Here is a 23,993-nt window from a genome sequence, read left to right on the forward strand (position 1 = left end):
CTAATTTCATTTTTTCCGGATCCCAGTTTATAAATTCATTCTTTTTATAGCTTTCATTACATAATAAAGCCGGTGCGGCTGCACGGAACCCAAAAGCAGGATCTTGGGCTACCGAGCCATTTTCACGAATTGCCATAAAGAAATTGGCAAAATGGTCATAATGCGCTCCTTTGTAGCCATCTTCTGCCCGGTAAACGGTTTCTAAAGGTGGAACCAGTTTTTTACGATCTGGCCTGCCTGAATTTTCTTTTGCTTTTTCTGCCAGGAAAGGATCATCACTTCCTCCACCGGCATTACGCCTTAAGATAAGGTTATCCCAACCTATGTCCATAGAACCCTTACTTCCTACCAGTTTTAAGAAAGTACTTCCGCTGGTACCGTCAACAAAATTACAACGCAAGGAAAGGTTAAATGCCGGGTGTTGTTTTGTATCGGGGTAATCAAACATTCCTAAAAGTACATCCGGTACTTCACGCCCGTCATCCCAGTGGCGCAATCCACCGGTTGCCGCAATTTTATTGGGGCCATACGAATTGGTAATAAAATGAAGACTGGAGAATAAATGCACAAATAGGTCGCCGGCCATACCCGTACCGTAGTCAAGGTAATTTCTCCATCTAAAGAACCTTAAAGGGTCAAAAGGCATGTCTTTGCTTATAGAAGTATACTTCTCCCAATCTACGGTTTGGGTAGAGGCATCTTTGGGGATTGGATACTGCCAGGCACCCAAGGCCGAATTCCTGGCCCAAAAGCCTTCAGCATAATTAAGCGTTCCTATAGCACCAGCTGCCAATAGTTCTCTGGCCTTTTCATTACCCAAAGAAGACATTCCCTGGCTACCTACCATGTAGATTTTTCCAGATTTCTTCCAGGCTTTTATGATATCGTTTCCTTCTTCTACACTATGTACCATTGGTTTTTCACAGTACACGTGTTTACCTGCATTAAGCGCATCAACACTCATTTTTTTGTGCCAAAAATCGGGGGTGCCAATTATTACCGCGTCAATATCACTGCGGTTTAGCACTTCTTTATAATCTTTGGTAAGGAACAAACTGCTGCCCCAACGTTTTTTAGCATCTTCTAAACGCCCATCGTATAAATCACATACGGCCACAAGTTCTATATTCTCGTGTTTTAATGCCGTATTGGTATCGGCAACACCCATTCCCCCGGCGCCAATTAAAGCGATTTTAAGAACTTTGTTTGTTGAAGTTTTTGCAGCTCTATTCAATAAATTTACTTCTTTCGCTTCTGCAGCAAAACTGGACGGGATTACGGCCGCAGTTGCGCCCACTATTCCTAAATTCTTAATAAAGGAACGTCTGTTATTTTTCATACTATATAAATTTTAAAACTATAAAACACTTAAAAAAGTAGACCGTTATACGTATAGAATATATAACGGCCTATTTTAAGTCATATAAACTCTTTTAGTGATTACTTCAAGTTTAGTAACCTGGGTTCTGTTCAAGATTCGGGTTTAAAGAAAGTTCACTATCAGGAAGAGGAAGATATTGATCTCCTTCTAGATTATAACCATCTTCAAATTTAACTTCAATTAGTTCATTAGAACCTCCCCTTACTTCTATGGGATAAACTTTATTTCCAATTTCCCACCTCTTTATGTCAGACCAATACAATCCTTCCAATGCAAATTCAATCCTTCTTTCGTGTCTTAACAATTCTCTAGCTTCCGTAAAATCTAAATTCGCATTAATTGAATACATATTGACATCATTTCTTTCAGTTCTTATTCTATTGATCAATTCTATAGCCTTAGGGATATTTTTTTCTTCGCCTTCAATCAATGCTTCGGCTTTTGAAAGTAGTATATCAGCATACCGTAAGACTATAAAATTCAGTGGAGATTGGGTAGGTACTATTTGTTTATCCTCAATGGTATACTTTCTAATACCATAACCTACCTTTTGCCCTGTATGATTCTGAATTTCATCTGGATATAGTTGATCCTGAAAATATGCTCCTGGTCTTAAAATTGTAAAGTCAAGTCGTGGATCTCGGTTTTCAAATGGTTTATCTGGATTTATATTTGTACCATCAATCATCTCATATGCATCAACTAAATCCTGAATGGGTGCTACAGAATTAGAACCGGAAACACCGTTTTCTAAATTCTGAGGTTGCCAGTATCTATCAAAAATACTGCCCTGGGAAAATGGGCCATCCATAAACTGTACATCAAAAATAACTTCTACGTTATTTTCATTATCCAGATGAAATAACCCCTCATAACTTGGAAATAAATCATATTCTCCTAAGGCAATTACTTTATCGGCATATTCAATAACCTGCTCCCATTCACTCTGATATAAAAAAGCACGCATTTTCATACCTAAAGCTGCTCCTAAAGTGGCCCTGCCTTTAACTTCTGCATTAGTTGGAAGTAAGGATATTGCCATATCATAGTCTGAATGAACCTGATTCCAACTTTCTTCTTTAGTTGATCTACTAAGTGTCCTTGCTTCCTCAACCGATATTGGCTCTAAAATTAACGGCACCCCTCCATAAGTATTTACCAATAATGAATAAAAAACACCTCTAAGAAAGTATGCTTCACCTTTCATGGTTTCCTTATCCTTTACATCCATATCTACCCTATCTATATTGGCTAGAAATGAATTTACACGGTTAATCCCCCTATATGCATCAGTCCATCTTCCAGCAACTATGCCTCCATCACTTGGCTGTATAGTACCGTTTCCAACCTGCATATGCTTACCTTCCCAATGAGCCCATTGGAATGCATTGGGACTCATGGCATCTTCTCCTCCTCCATATCCATAAATATACCTATCCTGTAATACATTATAAATACCATATAGGGCCATCACCGCATCATCTTCATTTTGCCAAAAATTTTCCTGTACTATTCTATCATCTGGCAGTACACTAACAAAATCATCTGTACAAGAACTCATTACACTCAAGAATAGTAAAATTTGAATATATTTAAACTTCAAGATTTTCATCTGTAATATTTTAAAAGTTAATATTTAGTCCAATTGTCATAATTCGGGGGGCTGGATAAACATAGCCTCCAGAGTCAAAGGTGCTCCTTTCCGGATCAAAACCTTCATAATCATTATTAACAAAAGTATATACGTTAGACATATTCATATATGCCGTTGCCGATTTCAAGCCTAAATCATCCATAATAGATTTAGATACATCATAACTAAGTTGTATATTCTTAATCTTTAAATAAGAAAGATCACTCACCCAAAAAGATGACTGTCTTCTATTCCAGGTATCATTTACTTTAATACTAGGCAGCGAAGAACTGGGACTATCTTCAGTCCACGCATTTCTCCATCTTTTAGTAATTGAACCACCTGAGATTCCAAGTGGTTCCGTCCAGGCATTTTGAGTATAAGACGAAACATCAGCGATACCTTGCGCTACCATATTAATATTCCAGTTTTTGTAGGAAGTTCCTAAACTTAAACCATAAGTAATCTTAGGGACCGTATTTCCCATTACTTTCTTATCACGATAATCTATCTTTTGATCTCCATTTAAATCATCATATTTCAAATCTCCCGGTTTAGGTTGATAACTGTTTTGAGGGATATGTTCGGCAATTTCCTGTTCAGATTGATAAACCCCTATTGCATTTAAGCCATATAAAGTGTTATACGAAAAACCTTCTCTAATTAGGTATAATTGATCAGGAGAATCATCTAAGAATCTTTCTACCTTATTCTCTATAAATGAAATATTACCACCAATATTATAAGTCCAATCTTTCTCATAGGTATGAGACTGATAGTTCAACAGGAGCTCTACTCCTTCATTTCTCATTTCCCCAATATTTTGGATGGGAGAAGAAACACCACCAAGAATTAATGGAACAGGAAGGCGCACTAAAATATCTTCTGTCAATTTGTTAAAGTAATCGGCTTCAAAGCTAATTCTATTGTCAAGGAAGGTCGCTTCTAAACCAATGTCTATTGATTTAGTAGTTTCCCATGAAATATCCCTATCCACTAATTCAGTAATAGCGGTACCTGGTACAAATTGATTTTGAAAATTATAACTGGTTCCATTACTCTGTGTAACTGTAGTCAAATAAGGGTAATTACCAGCAATTAAGTTAATATTTTGATTCCCCAGCTCTCCCCAGGATGCTCTAAGCTTCAACCTATCAATACTAGTAATATTAAAAAAGTCCTCCTTACTGATATTCCATCCCGCTGAAAACGAAGGGAACACGCCCCATTTATTTCCTTTTCTAAATCGTGAAGAAGCATCGGCCCTTAAATTGGCCTCAAACAAATATTTCTGATCAAAATTATAATTAATTCTACCAAAGTAAGAAAGCATTTTCCATTCTGTTCGATTACCATTGGCGATCGCATTTGAAGTAGCGGCATCAACTTGATGTATTCCTTCTTTAGGAGGGTCAGATTTTTGCGCACCTGTAGTTTTAATCTCATTTGATTCTACTTGCATTCCCAAAATGGACGAAAAATTATGAACCTCATTATATGTCTTGTCAAAATTAATTGTATTAAAATTCACCCAATAGAACTCATTACTATTATTTCTTTGATTTGTAATAGTTTGTTCGTAATCCAGAGGTAAAGTTCTAAATCCATCTTCAGTATAGGCATAGTTCAACTCATTATATCTGTCAGTTATCCCATTTGTGACTTGACCATTAATCGTAGAGTTAAATTTTAAATATGGAGACAAGCTCACCTCCACTTTACCACTAACGTTCAGATAGTTAACCACATTCAAGGTTTTACCATTAAATAAGTCCGGAAATGGGTTTCGGGTATCGACTATTGGTTTTCCAGCATTCTCACCTTGCTCATAAATAGCTTGAGTAGCTCCAAATTCACCATTACTGTTATAAGGTGAACTAAAAGGATGACCATTCATCGTTAAATATAACGCACGTGAAATTTCATCATAAGGACTTTCGTACTTTTTTCTACTTGCCTGAACATTACCCTCTACTTTTAACCAATCCTTAACTTGATTGGAAAGTGACAGGTTTATGCCGTATTTTTCTGAATTCGTATTTCTAACTATACCTTCCTGATCTCTAAAATTAAAGGATAAATAGTAATTACTTTTTTCAGATCCTCCACGAATTGATACATTATGCTCTGTGATAGGTGATGTTCTAAAAATCTCTTCCAGATAATTTGTATTTGGGTATCTATATTGATCATCACCGGTACGAAACCCCTCGATAACATCTTGTGGAAATAAGGGATCTCCTCCAGAATTGGTGACAGCAATATTCCATATGTCCATATATTCAGCACTGTTAGTAATTAAATCATATTTTCTTCCTATCTGCTGTAAACCGAAATATCCGTTATAACTAATTTGAGCCTCTCCCCCAGTGCCTTGCTTTGTTTTAACCAAAACAACTCCATTAGCAGCTCTACTTCCATAAATTGCAGCAGAGGCTGCATCTTTTAATACTGTTATTGATTCAATATCATTTGGATTAATTTCAGAGAGTTTTCCTTCTACCCCATTAATAAGCACTAGAGGACTGGAATTATTTAAAGTACCTATCCCCCTAATTCTTATAGTTGAAGCATCTTCCCCGGGTAATCCCGAATTTTGACTCACCCATACACCTGACATTTTCCCCGAAAGGGCTTGAGATGCATCTGTTACTGGCCGGTTCTCAATGGTTTCGTCAAAATCCATTGAAGATAGTGCCCCAGTAAGATTTTCTCTCTTCTGAGTTCCATACCCAACTACTACCACTTCATCTAATGCCGCAGCGTCCTCTTCTAATACGATATCGATTTCGCTACGGTTGTTTACCTGAATTTCCTTTGGGGCATAACCTATATAGCTAACTTTTAAAACAGCATCTTTAGGTACATCTATAGAATAATTCCCATCAAAATCTGTCATTACGCCATTAGAAGTTCCTATTTCCAAAATATTCGCAGCCGGAACAGGCATTCCGGTTTTAGCCTCCGTAACAGTACCGGTAACTGTAAGGGTTTCTTGTTGATTTTCGCTATTTATACTGGGTAACCTATTAGATTTTTGTGCTAGTTTTTTTACAACCACTTGTTTATCTGAGATTTTATAATCAAGACTGGTATTGCTAAAAGCACTTTTTAAAATGTTCTCCAGGGAAGCCTTTTTTAAGCTCACAGAAATCCGTAAATTCTCTTGTAAGATATCATCTTTGTAAAAAAACACAAATTCGGTGTTAGCCTGAATTTCTTCAAAAAATTCAATTAGGTTTGCATCCGTAAGGGCAATATCTATTTTAGTCTGGCTGTAGGAAGAATTAGCATAAGAGGAACCAAGCCCCAATCCTATTAGGATTAATAGTACACGCATAATTTTTACTAAGTTTCGTGTAAAGTTATTTAAATCAAAACATGACCTAAATCTTTCATTTTTATTCATAATTTTGTTTTTCGTTAGTTTATTTTATTCTACATAAGTAAGTTAACTGACCGGCCATAAGATGTTGGCGCATCTTATGGCTTTCTTTGTTATTTTCATTCCATATTTTCCAGTTTATTAATTGTTATTAATCCGTTTTCTTTAATCTTATAATTAAAGTTGGTTGCATTCTGCAAGGTTTTTAATACTCCTTCTACCGAATCTTTTAAATCTAAGTAGCCCGAGAAAGTTTCGCTTTCCATATACTGCTCCTGAAATTCAATATCCACATTATAGTACCTTCCTAATTTTCCCATGATATGTTTCAGGCTATTATTCTTAAATATTAAAACACCTTCTCTCCAGGAAAAATAATTTTCTACCTCTACATTTTTGGTATTCACCTTTGGGCTGGCTTTATTATACACAGCCATGGTACCCGGTGTAATTTTTGTTCTTTCCTCTGATTTAAAAAAGGAATTTGATTTATAGCTAATTTCTACACTTCCACTTTTAAGTACCGTTTTAATATCTTTATCCTCAGGATAATTACTAACATTAAAAACGGTACCTAGCACTTCAATGGTATGCCCTTTAGATAGTACTTTAAAAGGATGTTTTGCATTATGTGCAACATCAAAAATTGCTTCTCCTATTAAGAACACCTCTCTGTTCTTAGCTTTAAAAGTAGCGGGGTAAGTCAGTTTCGAGCCAGAATTTAACCAAACCATTGTTCCATCTGATAATTTTATATTAGATCGTTTACCATAGGGAACTATTAGTGTATTAAACTCATTGGAATTATCTAAAGTAACTTCCTGTCTCTTCCCCAAAGAGTCAGCTATATTTATTTCCCCTCCTCCAGTTTGATAAGCAATACTTGAATTATTACTTTGTATTACCACCTTTTTATTTCCACTTAAAAATAACTGTACATCTTGTGTGCTTTCACTTTCTATACTTATGTCTCCTGAAGATTCCGCAAATTTTGCAATAGAGGATTCTGAGAGATTGTATTTATAAAAACCTAAAGTAACTATTAGCAATATAGACGCTGCTATTGATATGCTATAAAAAAATCTTTTCCTTCTTGTTTTATAGGCATAAGCAGATGTAATAATTCTGGCTCTTAATTCTTTTTTTTCTTTCTCGTTCATTAAAATGAAATTAATCTGACTTTCAATTAATAAGGTTTTAGCCAGAATATTAGACAGTATTCTTTCCTATAAGAAAAGTAAATAGAGGCCTATATATACATAAGCACCATACTTATAATATATAGACAAAATTTTTAAGTTTTTTTTAAATAAATATACCTGAGACAGTTAAAAAAAGTGAAATGCAATGCTTTTTAAGCACTAATATTGCACGGTAGACCAATGTTCTGGAGGTTGCAATACTAATATTCATAGTATTGGCAATTTCATTATATGGCTTGTTTTCAGTAAATCTTAAATGTAATGCTTTTTGTTGCCTCTTTGTAAGAAATGTTAAGGCCAATTTTAATTTATCTTTTTTTTCTTTTGAATACTCCCCTTCAATGATTTTCTCTTCATAAGATAATTCAGTTGCCACTGTTTTTTTCTCAAAAAAGGAGTCTTGTAAATTTATACACTTTTTGGAAGACTGTTTTCTATATACTTTTCGCTTCAGCGATCTCAACAAATAATACTTAACATTAGAAGGAGAGGCTATACTGTTACGATATTTATATAAATCGACAAAAAGATCATGAATAGCGTCCATAACGCGAATTTTGTCTTGAACCTTTTCCATTCCATACAGAAATAACTCATCTACATAAAGGTCGTACAACTGCCCTAAAGCGTCCATATCTCCTCTCTTGATCTTTTCCCAGAATAAAAAAGCTAAGTCTTCTACCTTTTCTGGGTTAACGCTCGAGCTTACCCCTGAAGAGTGTTTACAGTCTATAACACGGCGAGATTTTTTCTTCTCTCTACTATTAAAATCATTTAAATACACACTGAAGTGCTCATCAACTTCATCCTTAAATATCCTCTTTCCTTCAATGTATTCCATTTTTAATTTAATCCTTTAATTATTAAAAATCTTAAGAATAGTATAATCTGTCCAACAAAGAATATTTAATGATTTCAAGTAGTAACTAATTCTGGTCTCAACTTTAAAAAAAACAATAAAATTAATTACAGAAAACAAAAAATTGAACCGACCGAAATTAACAATTATTTCTATATTACCAAATTATCAATCGTAACCATATTTTTATATAATGTAAATTATTTTCAAGATAAATTAACATTTTTTCACAACAATAACCCCGAAACCACAAGAAATAAGCTAACGTGAATATATTTAGAAATAGCTATTAAGGATACAGTGTTCTTAAAGAAAAATGATAGATTCTAAAAATAAAAAAACTTAATAATTTCAGAATCTTATGATCTGAAATTATTAAGTTTACTCAAAACAATCTTTTAATATTTATTATTTTTTATCAGAAACAACTTTATATTCGTGGGTCTCAGTAAATATTCTTCCAAACATATCTTCAACTCTTACTTCTATGGTATGTACTCCCTCGGCCAATTTTGTTGGTATCTTACCACGCCAAAGATGTTTGCTCTTTACAGGATTTGAAGGACGTCTACCTGAAAAAAGCTCTTCGGTTAAATCCCATTCGTAAACCATAGCTACATACGTGGGATCATATTCTTCCACATACTTCATCCTAGACCATTTTCCATCATCAACCCGGTATTCTACTTTGTCATTTTCGCTTCCCATAAAATAATTAACAAAAATTCCCGCTTTGGTATTTTTATCTTTGGCCACCACTTTGGGAGAAAATATTTGCATTCTATAATCTTCCGACTCTCCTGCCACTTGATAATCTATAGTATATTTATTCTCCTCAAAATTTATAATCGCATAACCTTTGGGTGTACCATCACGCATAGTTGAAATTGGAACACCTTTATCGTTTAATTTTCCAGAATACCAGTCTCCACTGGTTGTTCCTACATTAAAATGATGGTGAGGCTTTTCTCCTAACCAACCATCTTCTTTTTTAAAATAATCCTGTCTTTGAATGTGGGTGTGGGCCGAGAGAGAAAGGGTATTTGTAAAATCTTTAAGTATTTCAAAAAGCCGCTGCCTATCTTCATCTCTAAAAACATCGCCTTTGGGCTCACTAAAAGGTATGTGTACCGAAATAACAATTAAATGATCTTTAGGGACGTGTTTTAAATCATTTTCAATAAAATTAAGCTGATCTTCCCTAAAGCCACCCCAATATCCTTTATTATCTCGTGGATCTGGATACAGTATATCGTCTAATACAATAAAATGAACCTTTCCATAATTAAAAGCATAATTAGGAGGTCCAAAATACTTTTCAAAGGTTTCATCACTATCCTCATCCCTGTCTACATCAAAGTTTAAGTCATGATTACCTATAACATTATACCAGGGCAAATCCAGCTTACTTACAGCATTGATGTAAGGATCAAATAAATCTAAATCATCTCCTACAAGGTCACCCAATGAAATACCAAATACTATATTTTTATTTCTCTTCACCTCCGAGATTAATCCCTTTTCAAAATAAGCCACCTGAGCTTCATTGTACATTTGCGGATCACCAAATATCAATGCCGAAAAATTTTCCTTTTCTTTTTCATTCTTAATCAAAGGGAAATTCAACTCTTGTGGCAAATCACCTGTAACTTCCACTCCGGCATATCGCAAATTAGGCGAGCCTTTAGGTTTATGGTTGTAGTAAAATAGTGGTAAGTTATTTTCATCTACCGGATAATTATATCCAGAAGGTTTTATCACAGAGATAATAAAATCGTTAGATGCGGGTAACTTATATTCACCTTTTTCGTTGGTTAGCACCACATCCTCCCCATTGGTTACAGACACATTTGGAATTCCTGATTCATTTGAATCTAACTTTCCATTCCGGTTTTTATCCTCAAAGATCTTTCCGGTAGCATTTTGAGCAGCCAGAAATCCCGGAATGGTTAATAGTAAACAAGTAATAAGTTTTATTTTTTTCATATTAAAATATTTTGGAGGTGTAAATTTCAGTTTTAAACTTATTCCTATTGTTTATAGAACGTGATTAAAAGGTTATATCTTCCAAAGCCACTTCCGGTCACTCAATAGAAAAGGTAACTTTCGGGATCCCTGAAACAATTTCAAAAAGCCTTTTCAACCATTCTTTTTTCAACCACTTTTACTTTAACGCTAAAACAAATGAAAAAAATAACCTCAAAGCTTCCGTAGAATATCTTTTCAGATTAATATCTATTATCAACCTTAACTTTCATCAAATAAACAAACAAAATAATTTAAAATCAAAAATAAGCATAAAAAATTACTTTTTGTTTGTTTTAGTTTCTTTTTGATAATATATTTGAAACAGAATTTTAGTCAAACAAAGAATGAAAAAGACAAATACCTGTGAGAATTCAGAGAATAATTCTTTTAAAAGAGACCATATACTTTCTAAACTAAGCCCTTCTACAATCTGGGATGTTATAATTATTGGTGGCGGGGCTACAGGTCTTGGCACTGCTCTCGACGCAAGTTCCAGAGGTTTAAAAACATTACTTTTAGAGCAAGCAGACTTTGCAAACGGAACTTCCAGCAGAAGCACCAAACTGGTACATGGCGGTGTAAGATATCTTGCACAAGGAAATTTGGGTTTGGTTATGGACGCATTAAAAGAAAGGGGCCTTATGATTAAAAATGCTCCTCATCTAGTAAAAATGCTTCCATTTATAATTCCAAGCTATAAAGCCTGGGATAAGTATTACTATGGAATTGGACTAAAAATTTATGATTGGATGGCAAAAAGCCTAAGGTTTCAGAAAACCAAGTTCCTAAGTAGAGAGGAAACTTTACTTCATTTACCAAATTTAAATACAGAAAGCCTTAATGGAGGGGTGCTTTATTTCGACGGCCAGTTTGATGACACACGCCTAGCTATAAATTTAGCGCAAAGCGCCGCAGAGCAGGGAGCAGACCTTCTGAATTATTTTGAAGTAACCGCACTATCTAAGGATGAAGATAAAAAAATTACCGGTGTAAAAGCAAAAGATATCGAAACCGGTAATTCATATAATCTCAAATCGAAAGTTGTTGTCAATGCAACGGGAGTTTTTGTGGATAATATTCTTAAAATGAACGATTCTTCAAAAACCCCATTAGTTAAAGCAAGCCAGGGAATTCACCTTGTTCTTGATAAATCTTTTATGAAGAGTGATCACGCCCTTATGATCCCCTCCACTTCAGATGGCAGGGTATTATTTGCTCTTCCCTGGCATGAACATCTTCTTGTAGGAACTACTGATACCCCGGTAGAGCACCATCTTCTTGAACCTAGTGCTCTTGATAGCGAAATAGATTTTATTCTAAACAACCTTGAAGAATATCTTGCAAAAAAACCATCAAAGAAAGATATTTTAAGTGTCTTTGCAGGTCTTAGACCATTGGTACAGCCCAGTAAAGACAAAGGCACAAAAGAAATCTCCCGAGATCATAAATTAACCGTTTCCAGATCTAAGCTTGTTACCATTACAGGTGGCAAATGGACTACTTATCGTAAAATGGCTGAAGATACCGTAGATTTAGCCATTGAAACTGGAAATTTAAAAAACACACCCAGCAAAACAGATCATTTAAAAATACATGGTGCTACCCGGAAGGTAACTGGAAATTATTTAGACATTTACGGAAGTGATGCAGAATTAATAATGAAATTAGCCAAAGATGAACCAAAATTACAAGAACGACTTCACCCGGAATTTCCAGTTATAAAAGCAGAGGTAGTTTGGGCTGCCAGAAAAGAAATGGCAAGGACTATCGAAGATTTTTTAGCCAGAAGAACTCGATTATTATTTTTGAATGCCAGGGCGGCTATTGATGCTGCAGAAGAAACAGCTAAAATCATGGCTGATGTTTTAGGGAGAGATACATCCTGGATAGATCATCAAACAAAAAACTTCATTAAAATGGCACAAAAATACCTGCCCGAACCCTATAATCCAGTAAAACCAAAATCTAAAGAAATAGAAACCAAGTAAATATGAAAAAACATATATTATCATTTGACCAGGGTACCACGAGCTCCAGGGCAATAGTATTTAACGAACATGGGAATCCAATTTCCGTTGCGCAAAAAGAGTTTAAACAAATCTTTCCCAAACCAGGCTGGGTAGAACATGATCCCGATGAGATTTGGTCATCACAAATTAGTGTTGCAGCCGAAGTTGTTTCTAAGGCTAAATTGAAATCAGATGATATTCATGCAATAGGGATAACCAACCAAAGGGAAACCACCGTAGTTTGGGATCGTGAAACCGGAGCCCCCATATATAATGCTATTGTATGGCAAGATAGAAGAACTTCAGATTACTGCGATGCTTTAAAAATTGAAGGGCACGAAGCAATGGTACAACAAAAAACAGGCTTGGTATTAGATGCTTACTTCCTGGCAACCAAAGTTAGGTGGATACTCGAAAACGTTGTAGATGCGAAAGAAAAAGCAAAAGCCGGCAAATTGGCATTGGGTACTGTTGATTCGTGGCTTGTTTGGAATTTAACCAATGGTAAAGATCACCTAACCGATGTAACCAATGCATCAAGAACCTTACTTTTTAATATTCACACTTTAGACTGGGATGAAGAGTTATTGGAGTTATTTGAAATCCCAAAAAGCATGCTTCCTAAAGTTTGTGATTCCAGTGGTAAACTTTCTGAGACCTCCGGAGAAATTTTTTCAAAAAAAATTCCTATCACCGGTATTGCCGGAGATCAACACGCCGCCCTATTTGGCCAAATGTGTACCGAGAAAGGAATGGCAAAAAATACGTATGGTACCGGATGTTTTTTATTAATGAATATTGGTGACCAGCCCATAATTTCAAAAAATAAATTAATAACTACCATCGCCTGGAAAATAGGTGATAAAGTAAATTACGCTTTTGAGGGAAGTATTTTTATTGCGGGAGCGGTTGTACAATGGTTACGTGATGGCATGGGATTGATTTCTTCGGCTGCAGATATTGAAGCATTGGCTGAACAGGTAGAAACTACAGACGGGCTTTATCTTGTACCTGCTTTTGCAGGTTTGGGTGCACCACACTGGAATCAACACGCACGTGGCACTATTGTAGGAATTACCAGAGGAAGCAACCAAAGCCATATTGCAAGAGCCTCATTAGAAAGCATAGCTTATCAAACTTATGATGTTGTAAAAGCTATGGAAGCCGATAGCGAAATTAAAATTAAAGAATTAAGAGTAGATGGAGGAGCCACTGTAAATTCACTTTTAATGCAAATTCAAGCTGATATTTTGAGTACTCGCATTTTACGACCTGAAACTACAGAAACTACTGCATTGGGTGCTGCGTATTTAGCAGGTTTAGGAGCTGGAATATGGAAGGATATTGAAGAGATTAAATCTAAGTGGAAAGTTATGGAGAGTTTTAATCCGAATGATAAAATTCCTGTTCAGGAAATGCTTAATGGTTGGCAACGAGCTGTAAAAACTACTAATTGTTGGTCTAAAAATTAAAGTATTATGAATGAATTTACGGCTGAATTTATTGGCACCATGTTCTTAATATTAATGGGAAATGGCGTGGTAGCCAACGTGGTTTTAAAAGGAACCAAAGGAAATGATAGCGGCTGGATAGTTATTACTACCGGTTGGGCACTGGCCGTCTTTACGGGCGTTGTAATTGCTGCGCCCTATAGTGGGGCGCATATTAATCCGGCAGTTACACTAGGCTTAGCTATAGCCGGCGAGTTTCCCTGGGAGAAAGCCCCAATATTTATTGGAGCCCAAATGCTGGGAGCAATGGCCGGGAGCTTTTTGGTGTGGGCTATTTATAGGCAACACTTTAATTGTACCACCAATTCCAACCTTCACCTGGCAGCATTTAGTACAGCCCCGGCAATACGGAATAAGTTTTCAAATCTACTGAGTGAAATCATTGGAACTTTCACTCTAATATTTGTAATATTCTATGTCACAAATCCTGTAATGGGAAATGAAAGTGAGACCCCAATAGGTATGGGGTCACTGGGAGCAATCCCGGTAGCCTTTTTGGTGTGGGCTATTGGCCTTTCTTTAGGCGGCACCACGGGCTATGCTATTAATCCAGCAAGAGATTTAGGACCGAGAATAGTTCATTCTCTGGTACCTATAAAAAATAAATGCAAAAGTGACTGGAACTACTCCTGGATTCCCATTATTGGGCCTGTAATTGGTGCCTCCATAGCAGCAATAGCATACCTTTTCTTAAATAATTAAATAAAACCGCTCTAGATGAAAGCTAAGTATCTTTTAATTTTTTGCCTCCTATTTATAACAAAAAATTATGCCCAACAACAAAATAACATCCAAAAACCTAAACTGGTGGTAGGAATCGTAGTAGACCAAATGCGATACGATTACCTTACGAGGTTTTGGGAACGATTTGAAGAAAACGGCTTTAAGCGACTAGTTAGCGAAGGCTATAATTTTAAAAATCACCATTTTAATTACGTTCCCACCTATACAGGACCGGGGCATGCTTCTGTGTGGACCGGAACTACCCCTATGAACCATGGTATTATTGGCAATAATTGGTTCGACAAAGTAAAAGGTGAATCTGTATACTGTACCGATGATGCCTCGGTTACTCCTATTGGAACTAATTCTGATGCAGGAAAAATGTCTCCGGTCTTACTTAAAACTACCACAATAGCCGATCAAAACAGGCTGCATACCCAAATGAAGGGAAAAACAATTGGGGTAGCCTTAAAAGATCGTGGCTCTATTTTGCCCGCCGGCCACACTGCAAATGCTGCTTATTGGTTTTCTGGAGGAAAGGAAGGGCGTTTCATTACAAGTTCTTTCTATAGAGATGATTTGCCAAAATGGGTTCGTGATTTCAATGATTCAGGGAAAGTTAAATCTTACCTAAAAGAATGGAATACACTTTATGATATAGAAACTTATACTGAAAGTGGAATAGACGAAAACAATTTTGAAGCCGGGTTTAAAGGCAAAGAAAAAGCGACCTTTCCATATAATTTAAAAGCCTTAAGTAGCAAGAATGGAAACTTTGGTATTATAAGCGCTACTCCTTTTGGTAACGATCTAACCACCGATTTTGCACTGGCTGCAATAAAAGGAGAAAAACTTGGCGAAGACGAAATTACTGATTTTTTAACCTTAAGCTTTTCCAGTACAGACTATGTTGGCCATAATTTTGGGGTAAACTCTAAAGAAATTGAAGACACTTATCTACGCCTGGATAAAAACATAGCAGAGATATTGAATTTTCTGGACAAGAATATAGGCAAAGGAGCATACACTATATTCCTTACTGCCGACCACGGCGCGGTGAATGTACCTTCCTATTTACAATCGGTTAAAATTCCTGGGGGATATTTTAATGATTTAAAATTCACACAAGCTCTAAAAAAACATGTGTTTAGTGAATTTGGCAAAGACAATTTAATTCAGGATGTCTCTAATGGACAGGTATTTTTTAATTATAAAAAACTTAAAGAAGCCAATATTAGCAGTGAAGAATTACAAAATTCTATAGCCTTGTTTTGTATTCAGCAAGAGCAAATTGATAAAGTTATAACACGCAAACAGCTTTTAGGTGCAAACTTTAGCAGTGGTATTAGGGGGTTAATTCAAAATGGTTTTAATCAGAAACGCAGCGGGGATGTGGTTTTTGTTTTGAATCCTGCGACTATTGTATACCCCAAAACCGGTTCTACTCATGGTAGCGGTCTTACTTACGATACCCACGCCCCTCTTATCTTTTTTGGTGCAGGTGTAAAACAAGGAAGTACCACAGAACGTTCTGAAATCCCAGACATTGCACCAACGGTAGCTAGTATTTTAGGTATTGCCTTTCCCAACGGAACTAGCGGTAGACCTTTGCACAAAATGCTAGATCAATAAATACACATTAACTGGCATCTTTAAAAAATATTAGATTAGCAAAGTCCCAGGCATAGGTTATAGACTAAAATAAGTATGTAAATTTTAAAATATAGAAAATGAAATTTAGAAATTTTTCACTTGCAATCCTTCTACTTACAACCACGGCAATGGTTTCCCAAAATATTAGTATTGATAGTTTACACAGACCCAGAAATTACCATATTCAGGTAAATCAATTTGAAAGCTACCCAAATTCTAAAGAAGATATAATATTTTTAGGCAACAGCATTACTGCCGGAACCAGTTGGAGTGAACTGTTAGGACTACCCAATGCGAAAAATCGTGGCATCTCGGGTGATACTACCTTTGGTATTTTGGAAAGATTGGATGAAGTTATAGAAGGAGAACCTGCAAAGGTTTTTATCCTTATTGGCATAAATGATATTGCAAGAAATTATCCTGATGAGATAATTGTTTCCAACTATGAAAAAATAATAGATAGAATAAAAAATGGAAGCCCCGAAACAGAGGTATTTATTCAAAGTATTTTACCTGTAAATAATACATTTACACGATATAAGAACCATTACAACAAAGATGAACATATACTGGCTATTAACAAGGAGTTAGAAAAATTAGCGCAAACTTATAATGTTAACTTTATTGATCTTCATCCTCACTTTCTGGATGAAGAAGACCGCTTAAGCAAAAAATTTACTGAAGAAGGTTTACACTTAAACGCCACCGCTTATAAAACCTGGGCAAAAATTCTTCAAGACTACTTGAATTAAGAATATAATCCAACGGTATTTCAAATTAAAAAGAGAGGACTATATCCTCTCTTTTTTAATTTCACCGGGTAATTTGGCTAAAACTATATTTTATTTAATACCCTTTCAGGGTAATCTGTAATAATACCATCAACCTCTAACTCCAACATTCTTTTTATATCTTTTTCTTCATTTACGGTCCAGGGAATCAATTCCATATTTTGCTCTTTAATAGAATCTACCACCAAATTACTTTTAAGCAGCTTATGGCTAGGACTGTAGATATCTGGAGTAAAACCCAGTTTCTTTAAATTCTTATCTACCCCTTCTTTAGACACTAAATAAGCAAGTTCAACATCTGGATACTTCTCATTTAAAATTTTTAGAACATTTACATCAAACGATTGTAGATTAACCTTATTCTTTATATTTTTTTCTTCCAGTAAATTCATTACCAGGTCTACAAATTCATTTGGATTAGGCTGATAAATCCCGTAATTCTTTTTAGAAGATTTAATTTCAATATTATATTTAACCTCATCAAGATTATTAACTTTAATATAATTTTCTACTGTATCTATCACCTCACTTAATAAAGGTTTATAGGTCTTTTGAAGCTTTTGATCTGGAAATAAGCGGTTTTTTCTGGAGCCGCTATCAAACTTTTTAATACTATCATAATCCATTTTATAAAGATTATAATCCTTCTCATCTTCTTTAGCTATACTATCTCCTTCTGGAGTCAACATATATAAAGCTAACATAATAGGTTCGTGAGAAACAACAATCTTCTTATCCTTAGAAACCACAACATCCAATTCCAGAACATCAGCACCTTTTTTCACCGCACTTAGAAAAGCGGGAATAGAATTTTCAGGGAAATTTCCTCGGTCTCCCCTATGTCCTTGAACTTCTACATCTAATTGGGAAATTTCATCTTTAGAACGCTCATTTTTATTAGTTTCATTTTTGTTCTTACAACTCAAGGAAGATATAAGAAATAAGCATAACAGCAATTTAGTAATTTTCATTTTTTATTGAAATTTTGATTAATATTCATCAGCTAAATCAATTAGCCGGTTAATAAGATTAATACATTAATATGGCCACATTAAGAGAAGTTTAAAAGCAATCTTTTTAATTATAATAATTGGTGATTTCTGGAGCTATTGCCACTTTAGCCTAGAAATAAAAAACATCTGTTAAGACCTAACAAATTAAACCTGCCGTAGTAATTACGGCAGGTTTTGCTAATCAATCCTTAGACCAATCACCTATTCAAATATTTTATTGGTACCGCCAAAGGGTATAATACCCCGAAGCTTGCCACTAAATTAAAAATTTGTTTCCAACCAAGGCTTCGTGAGCTTGCCTCAGTTTACTCTTTTTTAACCTTCTCAATTACCAGCCGGGATTTTGCTCTAAATTATCATTAAGCTCCAAATCTTCAAGTGGCAGCGGGTAGAAATAATCCCTATTTTCGTCAAAATTACCACCTTCAAATAAAAGCATGTTCCCGTAGTCACCTTCGGTTAAGGGCCTTTCATTGATATTCACCATAGTGCTCACTTCATCTGGTGCACCAGAAGTGTCCCCATCGTGTACATATACATCAAACTTACCATCATTATTAAAATCATGGGCACCTAATTCTGCGAAGTAAATCCCTTCTATTGGAGCTTCAATTTTTTGGCCTTCTTTCCACCTCATAAGGTCGTCCCAACGAAGTCCTTCATTTACCATTTCCACTCTTCGTTCGCGACGTATTTCCAGGATTACTCCTTTATTAGGTCCTTCAATATTTTCATAAAGGCTTTCCTGGTATGAATCTGGATTTGCATTGGCTTCAGCCATATTCAAATGAGGTAAACCTACGCGATCCCTTAACTTGTTTATGGAAATATCTAGATCTCCCTGTGTCAATGTTCCCAGTTCTGCTCTAGCTTCAGCATAGATTAGCAAAGCTTCGGCGTAACGAAATAGTATCACGTCGTTAAATGATCCGCCAGATCCCCATTGCGGTCCTTTTGGTGGTAATGCTTTTATTATACGATAACCCGTTCTGGTAATATCTAAATTTACAGGCTCACGTTCTTCTGAACCATAGGTAGCAAAGTTAGGACCTGCAGTGGTTTGTGTCAATCTAGGGTCACGATTCTGCATTTCTTCATAAAACTCCATTGTTTCATAACCTGGTTGATCTGTAAATGAAGAACCATCGGTCATCAAATAACTATTCACTAAATCTTTTGCCAAGCCCCATCTTCCCTGGGTTGGTGCCGTCATTCTATAAGCCAGGTCATGAGTTCTTAATCCAAACTCATAATCTACTGCCAAAATGGTTTCAGTCGTATTCTGATCTTCCATAGCGAAAAGATCTAGATATGCCCTATCTGTACCACCGCTGGTATAAAGCTCATAGGCTCCTGAATCCATTAGCTCTTTAGCTGCTGAAGCTGCACCTTCCAGGAATCTTTCATAGTCGTCTATCCCATGATATTTTCTAAATGTACCTTCATAAAGTCCAATCCTGGCCTTTAAAATAAGTGCAGTATATTTAGTTATACGATTTAGTTCCTTTTCTGCCGGAATATTTTCAATAGCATAATCAATATCAGCTATAATAGAATCCATTACCAACTGTCGTGAATCCCTGCCTTTGGTCAATAGCTCTTCGTCGTCCTGATTTATAACTTCACCGTACCATGGCACTGCTCCAAATCGTTGTACTTTTTCGAAGTAAAAGTAAGCTCTAAAAAACTTTGCTATTCCCGAATATTTTGCCGTAGCCTGTGCATCGTCTACCCTATTATAATTCTCCAGGAAATAATTAATTCTTCTTAGGTGCCCCCAGGACCAGCCTCCGCTCCCCCTATCGGTTGGCACCCTTCGTGTTCCTCTTAACCTATCTCCGGCACTTACACCTAAAATATTATCGGAATCTGAATCGTCCATATACACCGATTTTGTTGGCAAAACACCATATAAATCATTGGTGTAAGCTTCAAGATCAGCACCTGTATTAAAAAACTCATCTGAAGTTATGGCATCCCCAGGTGGCTGGTCCAATATATCAGCATCACAGCTTATCAATAGAAGAGAAAAAGCCAATAATGACGATACACGAATCATTTTTTTCTGTATATCTTTTGTTTTCATTTTGAATATTGTTGATTTATATATTTTGATAACCTTTTATTATTAAAAAAGCTTATAGGTTTACTTGCAAGCCCGCCGAAAATGTTTTGCCCATAGGGTACAATTGCGTGTTCGTTGCCGATCTTCCGCTAACACTATTTGGGTTTGAATAACTTACATGGCTTCCTACCTCTTCAGGATCAAGATATTTTGTTAAACCTCCAAAACTCCAGGTAAAGATATTCTCTCCACTAAGAAAAACTCTTAACCTTTTTATATTCACCTTTTTGGTTAAAGTAGGAGGAATAGTATACCCAAGGGTAAGGTTTTTAATTCTTAAGTACCCAATATTGGTTAAAAAGTGATCATTATAATTATACGACATACGTCCAGAACTTAAAGCACTATAGGCTCTTTGTCTCTGAGGAAATATTCTATTAGGATCGTTAGGGTGCGCCGGATCCCAAACTTTATTTAAAAGATCTTTTCTAATAAATGATGTATATGGCCTGTGGAAAGTTGCCCAATACAATGGGCCGTTGGGGTACCAATCTTGTTTTGCAACCCCCTGCCCAATAACAGTAAGATCAAAATTTTTCCAGGAAGCATTTATATTAAACCCAAAAGGAAATTGTGGCATAGAATTTCCAATTGGCACTAAGTCTCCGTGATCTTCAAGCGTATTATTACCGTTATCTATACTACCATCTCCATCAACATCTACATATTTAAGATCTCCTCCCCTTAATAGGTTCCAGTCACTATTTGAGCCATAATCAAGTATTCCCCTATACACCCTAAAAAGGTTGTCTCTTCCATATTCACTTTGAAAAGCTGCAGCTTCCTCATCTGATTGGAATTGACCGTCTATGCGATACCCCCATATTTCACCCACTTCCTGACCTTCATAAAAAGTACTCAGCAAGCCGTTTGGATTATCAAATTTTGTTATTTCTGCCCGGTTATTTGATACATTCGCACTCGCACTAAGGGATAACTCTGAACCTAAAACAGTAAATTCATCATTATACCCTACAGTCACCTCAAAACCTCTGTTTCGCATTGCTGCATAATTCCTTCTTGGTTCTGATGCACCAAATACCGCAGGCAAGGGTTGACCGGGCAAGTACATATCTTCTGTATTACGCTCGTACACTTCAAGAGAGGTTGTTAATTTATCCTTTAAAAAGCCCATATTAAGACCAACATTTGTTGAAGTTATCTTCTCCCATCCAATATTGGCCGGCAGTGGTGATGGCACCCTTGCATAGTTGTTTTGTTCACCATTAAATAACCAGGAAGTTCTACCCATTCCTATGAGTTGTCTAAAGGTATTCACACCAACACTCTGGTTTCCAAGCTTACCATAAGAGGCCTTTAATTTTAAAGAAGAAATTACACTTTCTATTGAAGGTGTCCAGAAGTCTTCCTTGTCAATTATCCAACCTCCAGCAATAGATGGAAATAGTCCCCACCTGTTTTCCTCAGGAAAACGTGAAGATCCATCATAACGAGCATTAAGCTCCAAAAGGTATTTACCATCGTAATCATAATTAAATCGTCCAAAATATCCCTGAACGGCCCATTCTAATGTAGAGCCTTCCATATCTAACATTTCAGTACCAAAAGTAATATTAGCTTTATCTCTGGTAAGTAAATCCTCAATTCTCATCCCTACTCTATCCCTATCAAACTCTTCCTGATTAAAACCAAGCATTACTTTAAAGTTGTGCTTATCTGCAACTCTTTTGGTATAAGTACCATAAATATTTATCGCAGTGTAATAGTCTTTCCATCGATATTCATTTAGACGGTTTAAGCCTTCATCCTCTAACAACTCAAGTTTATCTCCAGACAGGTAACTAAATGGTTTATAAGAAAACGTCCTGTCTGTTCTGTCAATACTATAGTTATAATTCATATTAAGCACCAAACCTTCAAGAGGTTTAATTTCAGCACCCAGGGTGTTTGTTTGATTTTCATACGTCCATTGTCGATGCGCTGCACCTTCCTTTAAGGCTCCTAAACGGCCTACATAACCATTTCTGGTACGGCCAACACTAACACCATAACCATCTACAAATGCCGGATGATTAGGAAAAAGGTCACGCCATTTACTAACTCCAAATTCATCTCCCCAACCATTTTTTGTTCCTGCATATTGCTCGTCATACCTACTACTAAACCTACTCAATGCCGTTAACTCCAACCATTCATAAGGATTCGCACTTAATTTAAGCTGCAGGTTATATCGTTTCATTTCGGCATCTTGAATGTTTTGAATTTTCTCCCTTTCATAAGTTCTACCCGAAATCACTCCTCTTAGCTTTTTAGACCCACCGGAAACCGAAATATTATTTATCTGGTGCGCTCTTCGATCTTTAAATAAAATATCATAGAAATCGGTATTTCCGAAGAATTTATAAGTCCCGTCAGGCTGTTGTTCATAGAATGGTTCTCGCTCCCCATTCCCTACCTGTTGTGCAATCTCCCAATCTTCATCTTCATAACAAACGTAACATCCACTATGATAAGAACCTATAGCTTCATCTGCCCATTTTGCATAAGTATATGGATTGGTAACAAAATCTGTTCTACTGGTATTTGTAGTAAATCCGAAGTTATTGGAATATTCTACATTAAACTCCCCTTCTTTTCCTGATTTAGTGGTTATTAAAACAACCCCAAAAGAGCCCCTGGCCCCATATATGGCGGCTGCACCGGCATCTTTTAATACCGTAACGCTTGCAATATCATTTGGGTTTATGTTTGCAAGGTCTCCTTCTATACCGTCAATTATAACAAGCGGAGATCCTCCATTGATAGAATTAAAACCACGAATATTGATACTGGGTGTTGATGAAGGATCACCACCTGCACCCGAGCGAACATTTAATCCCGGAACTGCTCCCTGTAAAGAACTGGCTATATCGGCAGAAGGTCGTGTTTCTATATTCCCCAGGTTTGCGGTACTTACCGAACCAACCAGGTTTTCTTCCTTTTGCGTACCATAACCTACAACTACCACCTCATCTAAGCTTTCTGAATCCTCTTCCAGAGTAATATTAAAATTGGTTTTAGCCCCAATGCTTACTTCTTTAGATTTATAACCTAAAAAAGAAAAAACCAAAACAGTATTATTGCTGTCTGAAACTGAAAGGGAAAATTCCCCATCAAAATCGGTAACCGCTCCTTTAGAGGTTCCCTTTTCCTGAACAGTAACCCCAGGTATTGGTATCCCTGTTTCGTCAGATACCAGACCTGAAATTGGTCTTTCCTGAGCTTGTATTAACCCAGACCCCAGAACTAAGGTTAATAACATAAACCCTTGTAAAATTTGTTTCATAATTTTTTAAATTAAATTTCATAATTAGGTTTGCAAATATTTTATTTAGTTTTCAATTCTTCTGCACCTTAAAATTGTCTTTCTATTAACTTTAGGTTAACTAATTCTTGTGTAACCCCTCGAATAAAGCGCGAAATCGATATAGTGACTAAAAAATATTTACAAACAAATCATTTATTCACATTAGATTAACAAAATCAAATGTAAAAAATAAAAACAAAAAACAACAATTTAAAACCTAAAAAAATATTTCATTTATTTTTATTTGTTATTTTTAATAGTGTTTTCGTATAAAAGTTATTAAAAAAATAGCAAGAAAAATCCTGAAATCCCTTAGAGATGGTACTTCTGTAGTGCAGATTATTAAATACAAAACGAAACTAACTCCTTATAG

General features: G+C 35.9%; 14 protein-coding genes. 5 read left to right on the forward strand and 9 right to left on the reverse strand.

What is annotated here, in order from left to right; all coding sequences use genetic code 11:
* The 6 genes from I6U49_RS15510 to I6U49_RS15535 all read right to left on the reverse strand — a co-directional run.
* A partial coding sequence (locus I6U49_RS15510) for a Gfo/Idh/MocA family protein (protein WP_198629313.1) occupies positions 1-1,339 on the reverse strand: 1,339 nt, incomplete at its 3' end.
* 112 nt (positions 1,340-1,451) lie between these two features.
* Entirely contained in the window at positions 1,452-2,993 is a 1,542-nt protein-coding gene (locus I6U49_RS15515) for a RagB/SusD family nutrient uptake outer membrane protein (protein ID WP_198629514.1), read from the reverse strand.
* A gap of 10 nt (positions 2,994-3,003) precedes the next feature.
* Complete coding sequence (locus I6U49_RS15520; RefSeq protein ID WP_198629515.1) at positions 3,004-6,354, reverse strand: TonB-dependent receptor; 3,351 nt, start codon at positions 6,352-6,354, stop codon at positions 3,004-3,006.
* A gap of 164 nt (positions 6,355-6,518) precedes the next feature.
* Positions 6,519-7,559 (reverse strand): FecR family protein, encoded by a 1,041-nt coding sequence (locus I6U49_RS15525; protein ID WP_198629516.1) that lies wholly within the window; start codon positions 7,557-7,559, stop codon positions 6,519-6,521.
* Between the two features lie 145 nt (positions 7,560-7,704).
* Positions 7,705-8,442 carry an RNA polymerase sigma factor gene (locus I6U49_RS15530; protein ID WP_198629517.1) on the reverse strand — a complete coding sequence of 246 codons (738 nt, stop codon included), beginning with the start codon at positions 8,440-8,442 and terminating at the stop codon, positions 7,705-7,707.
* Positions 8,443-8,868: 426 nt separating this feature from the next.
* A complete protein-coding gene (locus I6U49_RS15535; protein WP_198629518.1) occupies positions 8,869-10,446 on the reverse strand; it encodes a calcineurin-like phosphoesterase C-terminal domain-containing protein in 1,578 nt (525 codons plus the stop codon).
* A 386-nt stretch (positions 10,447-10,832) separates the two neighbouring features.
* Between I6U49_RS15535 and I6U49_RS15540 the strand changes: the two genes are divergently transcribed.
* The 5 genes from I6U49_RS15540 (at position 10,833) to I6U49_RS15560 (ending at position 17,136) form a co-directional block, all read left to right on the forward strand.
* On the forward strand, positions 10,833-12,476 hold the full coding sequence (locus tag I6U49_RS15540) for a glycerol-3-phosphate dehydrogenase/oxidase (protein ID WP_198629519.1): 1,644 nt from the start codon (positions 10,833-10,835) through the stop codon (positions 12,474-12,476).
* Positions 12,477-12,478: 2 nt separating this feature from the next.
* On the forward strand, positions 12,479-13,969 hold the full coding sequence (glpK, locus tag I6U49_RS15545) for a glycerol kinase GlpK (RefSeq protein ID WP_198629520.1): 1,491 nt from the start codon (positions 12,479-12,481) through the stop codon (positions 13,967-13,969).
* Between the two features lie 6 nt (positions 13,970-13,975).
* Complete coding sequence (locus I6U49_RS15550; protein ID WP_198629521.1) at positions 13,976-14,710, forward strand: MIP/aquaporin family protein; 735 nt, start codon at positions 13,976-13,978, stop codon at positions 14,708-14,710.
* A gap of 15 nt (positions 14,711-14,725) precedes the next feature.
* Positions 14,726-16,363: an alkaline phosphatase PafA gene (gene pafA / locus I6U49_RS15555; protein ID WP_198629522.1), complete on the forward strand. Its 1,638-nt coding sequence runs from the start codon at positions 14,726-14,728 to the stop codon at positions 16,361-16,363.
* Between the two features lie 98 nt (positions 16,364-16,461).
* Positions 16,462-17,136: a GDSL-type esterase/lipase family protein gene (locus I6U49_RS15560; RefSeq protein WP_198629523.1), complete on the forward strand. Its 675-nt coding sequence runs from the start codon at positions 16,462-16,464 to the stop codon at positions 17,134-17,136.
* Between the two features lie 83 nt (positions 17,137-17,219).
* On the opposite strand, the gene I6U49_RS15565 is transcribed toward I6U49_RS15560, so the two are convergent.
* The 3 genes from I6U49_RS15565 to I6U49_RS15575 all read right to left on the reverse strand — a co-directional run bounded on the left by I6U49_RS15565 (position 17,220) and on the right by I6U49_RS15575 (position 23,599).
* Positions 17,220-18,146, reverse strand: a complete 927-nt coding sequence (locus I6U49_RS15565; protein WP_198629524.1) for a glycerophosphodiester phosphodiesterase family protein — start codon at positions 18,144-18,146, stop codon at positions 17,220-17,222.
* Positions 18,147-18,516: 370 nt separating this feature from the next.
* Positions 18,517-20,274, reverse strand: coding sequence for a RagB/SusD family nutrient uptake outer membrane protein (locus I6U49_RS15570; protein ID WP_227740384.1), 1,758 nt, complete (start codon positions 20,272-20,274; stop codon positions 18,517-18,519).
* 52 nt (positions 20,275-20,326) lie between these two features.
* Positions 20,327-23,599: a SusC/RagA family TonB-linked outer membrane protein gene (locus I6U49_RS15575; protein WP_198629525.1), complete on the reverse strand. Its 3,273-nt coding sequence runs from the start codon at positions 23,597-23,599 to the stop codon at positions 20,327-20,329.
* Between the last annotated feature and the right edge of the window lie 394 nt (positions 23,600-23,993).

This window comes from Salegentibacter maritimus (genome assembly GCF_016236915.1).
Taxonomy (GTDB): domain Bacteria; phylum Bacteroidota; class Bacteroidia; order Flavobacteriales; family Flavobacteriaceae; genus Salegentibacter; species Salegentibacter maritimus.

Coding starts and splice junctions, on each gene's coding strand:
- I6U49_RS15515 (WP_198629514.1), bottom strand. CDS start 2,993: ATGAAAATCTTGAAGTTTAAATATATTCAAATTTTACTATTCTTGAGT.
- I6U49_RS15520 (WP_198629515.1), bottom strand. CDS start 6,354: ATGCGTGTACTATTAATCCTAATAGGATTGGGGCTTGGTTCCTCTTAT.
- I6U49_RS15525 (WP_198629516.1), bottom strand. CDS start 7,559: ATGAACGAGAAAGAAAAAAAAGAATTAAGAGCCAGAATTATTACATCT.
- I6U49_RS15530 (WP_198629517.1), bottom strand. CDS start 8,442: ATGGAATACATTGAAGGAAAGAGGATATTTAAGGATGAAGTTGATGAG.
- I6U49_RS15535 (WP_198629518.1), bottom strand. CDS start 10,446: ATGAAAAAAATAAAACTTATTACTTGTTTACTATTAACCATTCCGGGA.
- I6U49_RS15540 (WP_198629519.1), top strand. CDS start 10,833: ATGAAAAAGACAAATACCTGTGAGAATTCAGAGAATAATTCTTTTAAA.
- glpK (WP_198629520.1), top strand. CDS start 12,479: ATGAAAAAACATATATTATCATTTGACCAGGGTACCACGAGCTCCAGG.
- I6U49_RS15550 (WP_198629521.1), top strand. CDS start 13,976: ATGAATGAATTTACGGCTGAATTTATTGGCACCATGTTCTTAATATTA.
- pafA (WP_198629522.1), top strand. CDS start 14,726: ATGAAAGCTAAGTATCTTTTAATTTTTTGCCTCCTATTTATAACAAAA.
- I6U49_RS15560 (WP_198629523.1), top strand. CDS start 16,462: ATGAAATTTAGAAATTTTTCACTTGCAATCCTTCTACTTACAACCACG.
- I6U49_RS15565 (WP_198629524.1), bottom strand. CDS start 18,146: ATGAAAATTACTAAATTGCTGTTATGCTTATTTCTTATATCTTCCTTG.
- I6U49_RS15570 (WP_227740384.1), bottom strand. CDS start 20,274: ATGAAAACAAAAGATATACAGAAAAAAATGATTCGTGTATCGTCATTA.
- I6U49_RS15575 (WP_198629525.1), bottom strand. CDS start 23,599: ATGAAACAAATTTTACAAGGGTTTATGTTATTAACCTTAGTTCTGGGG.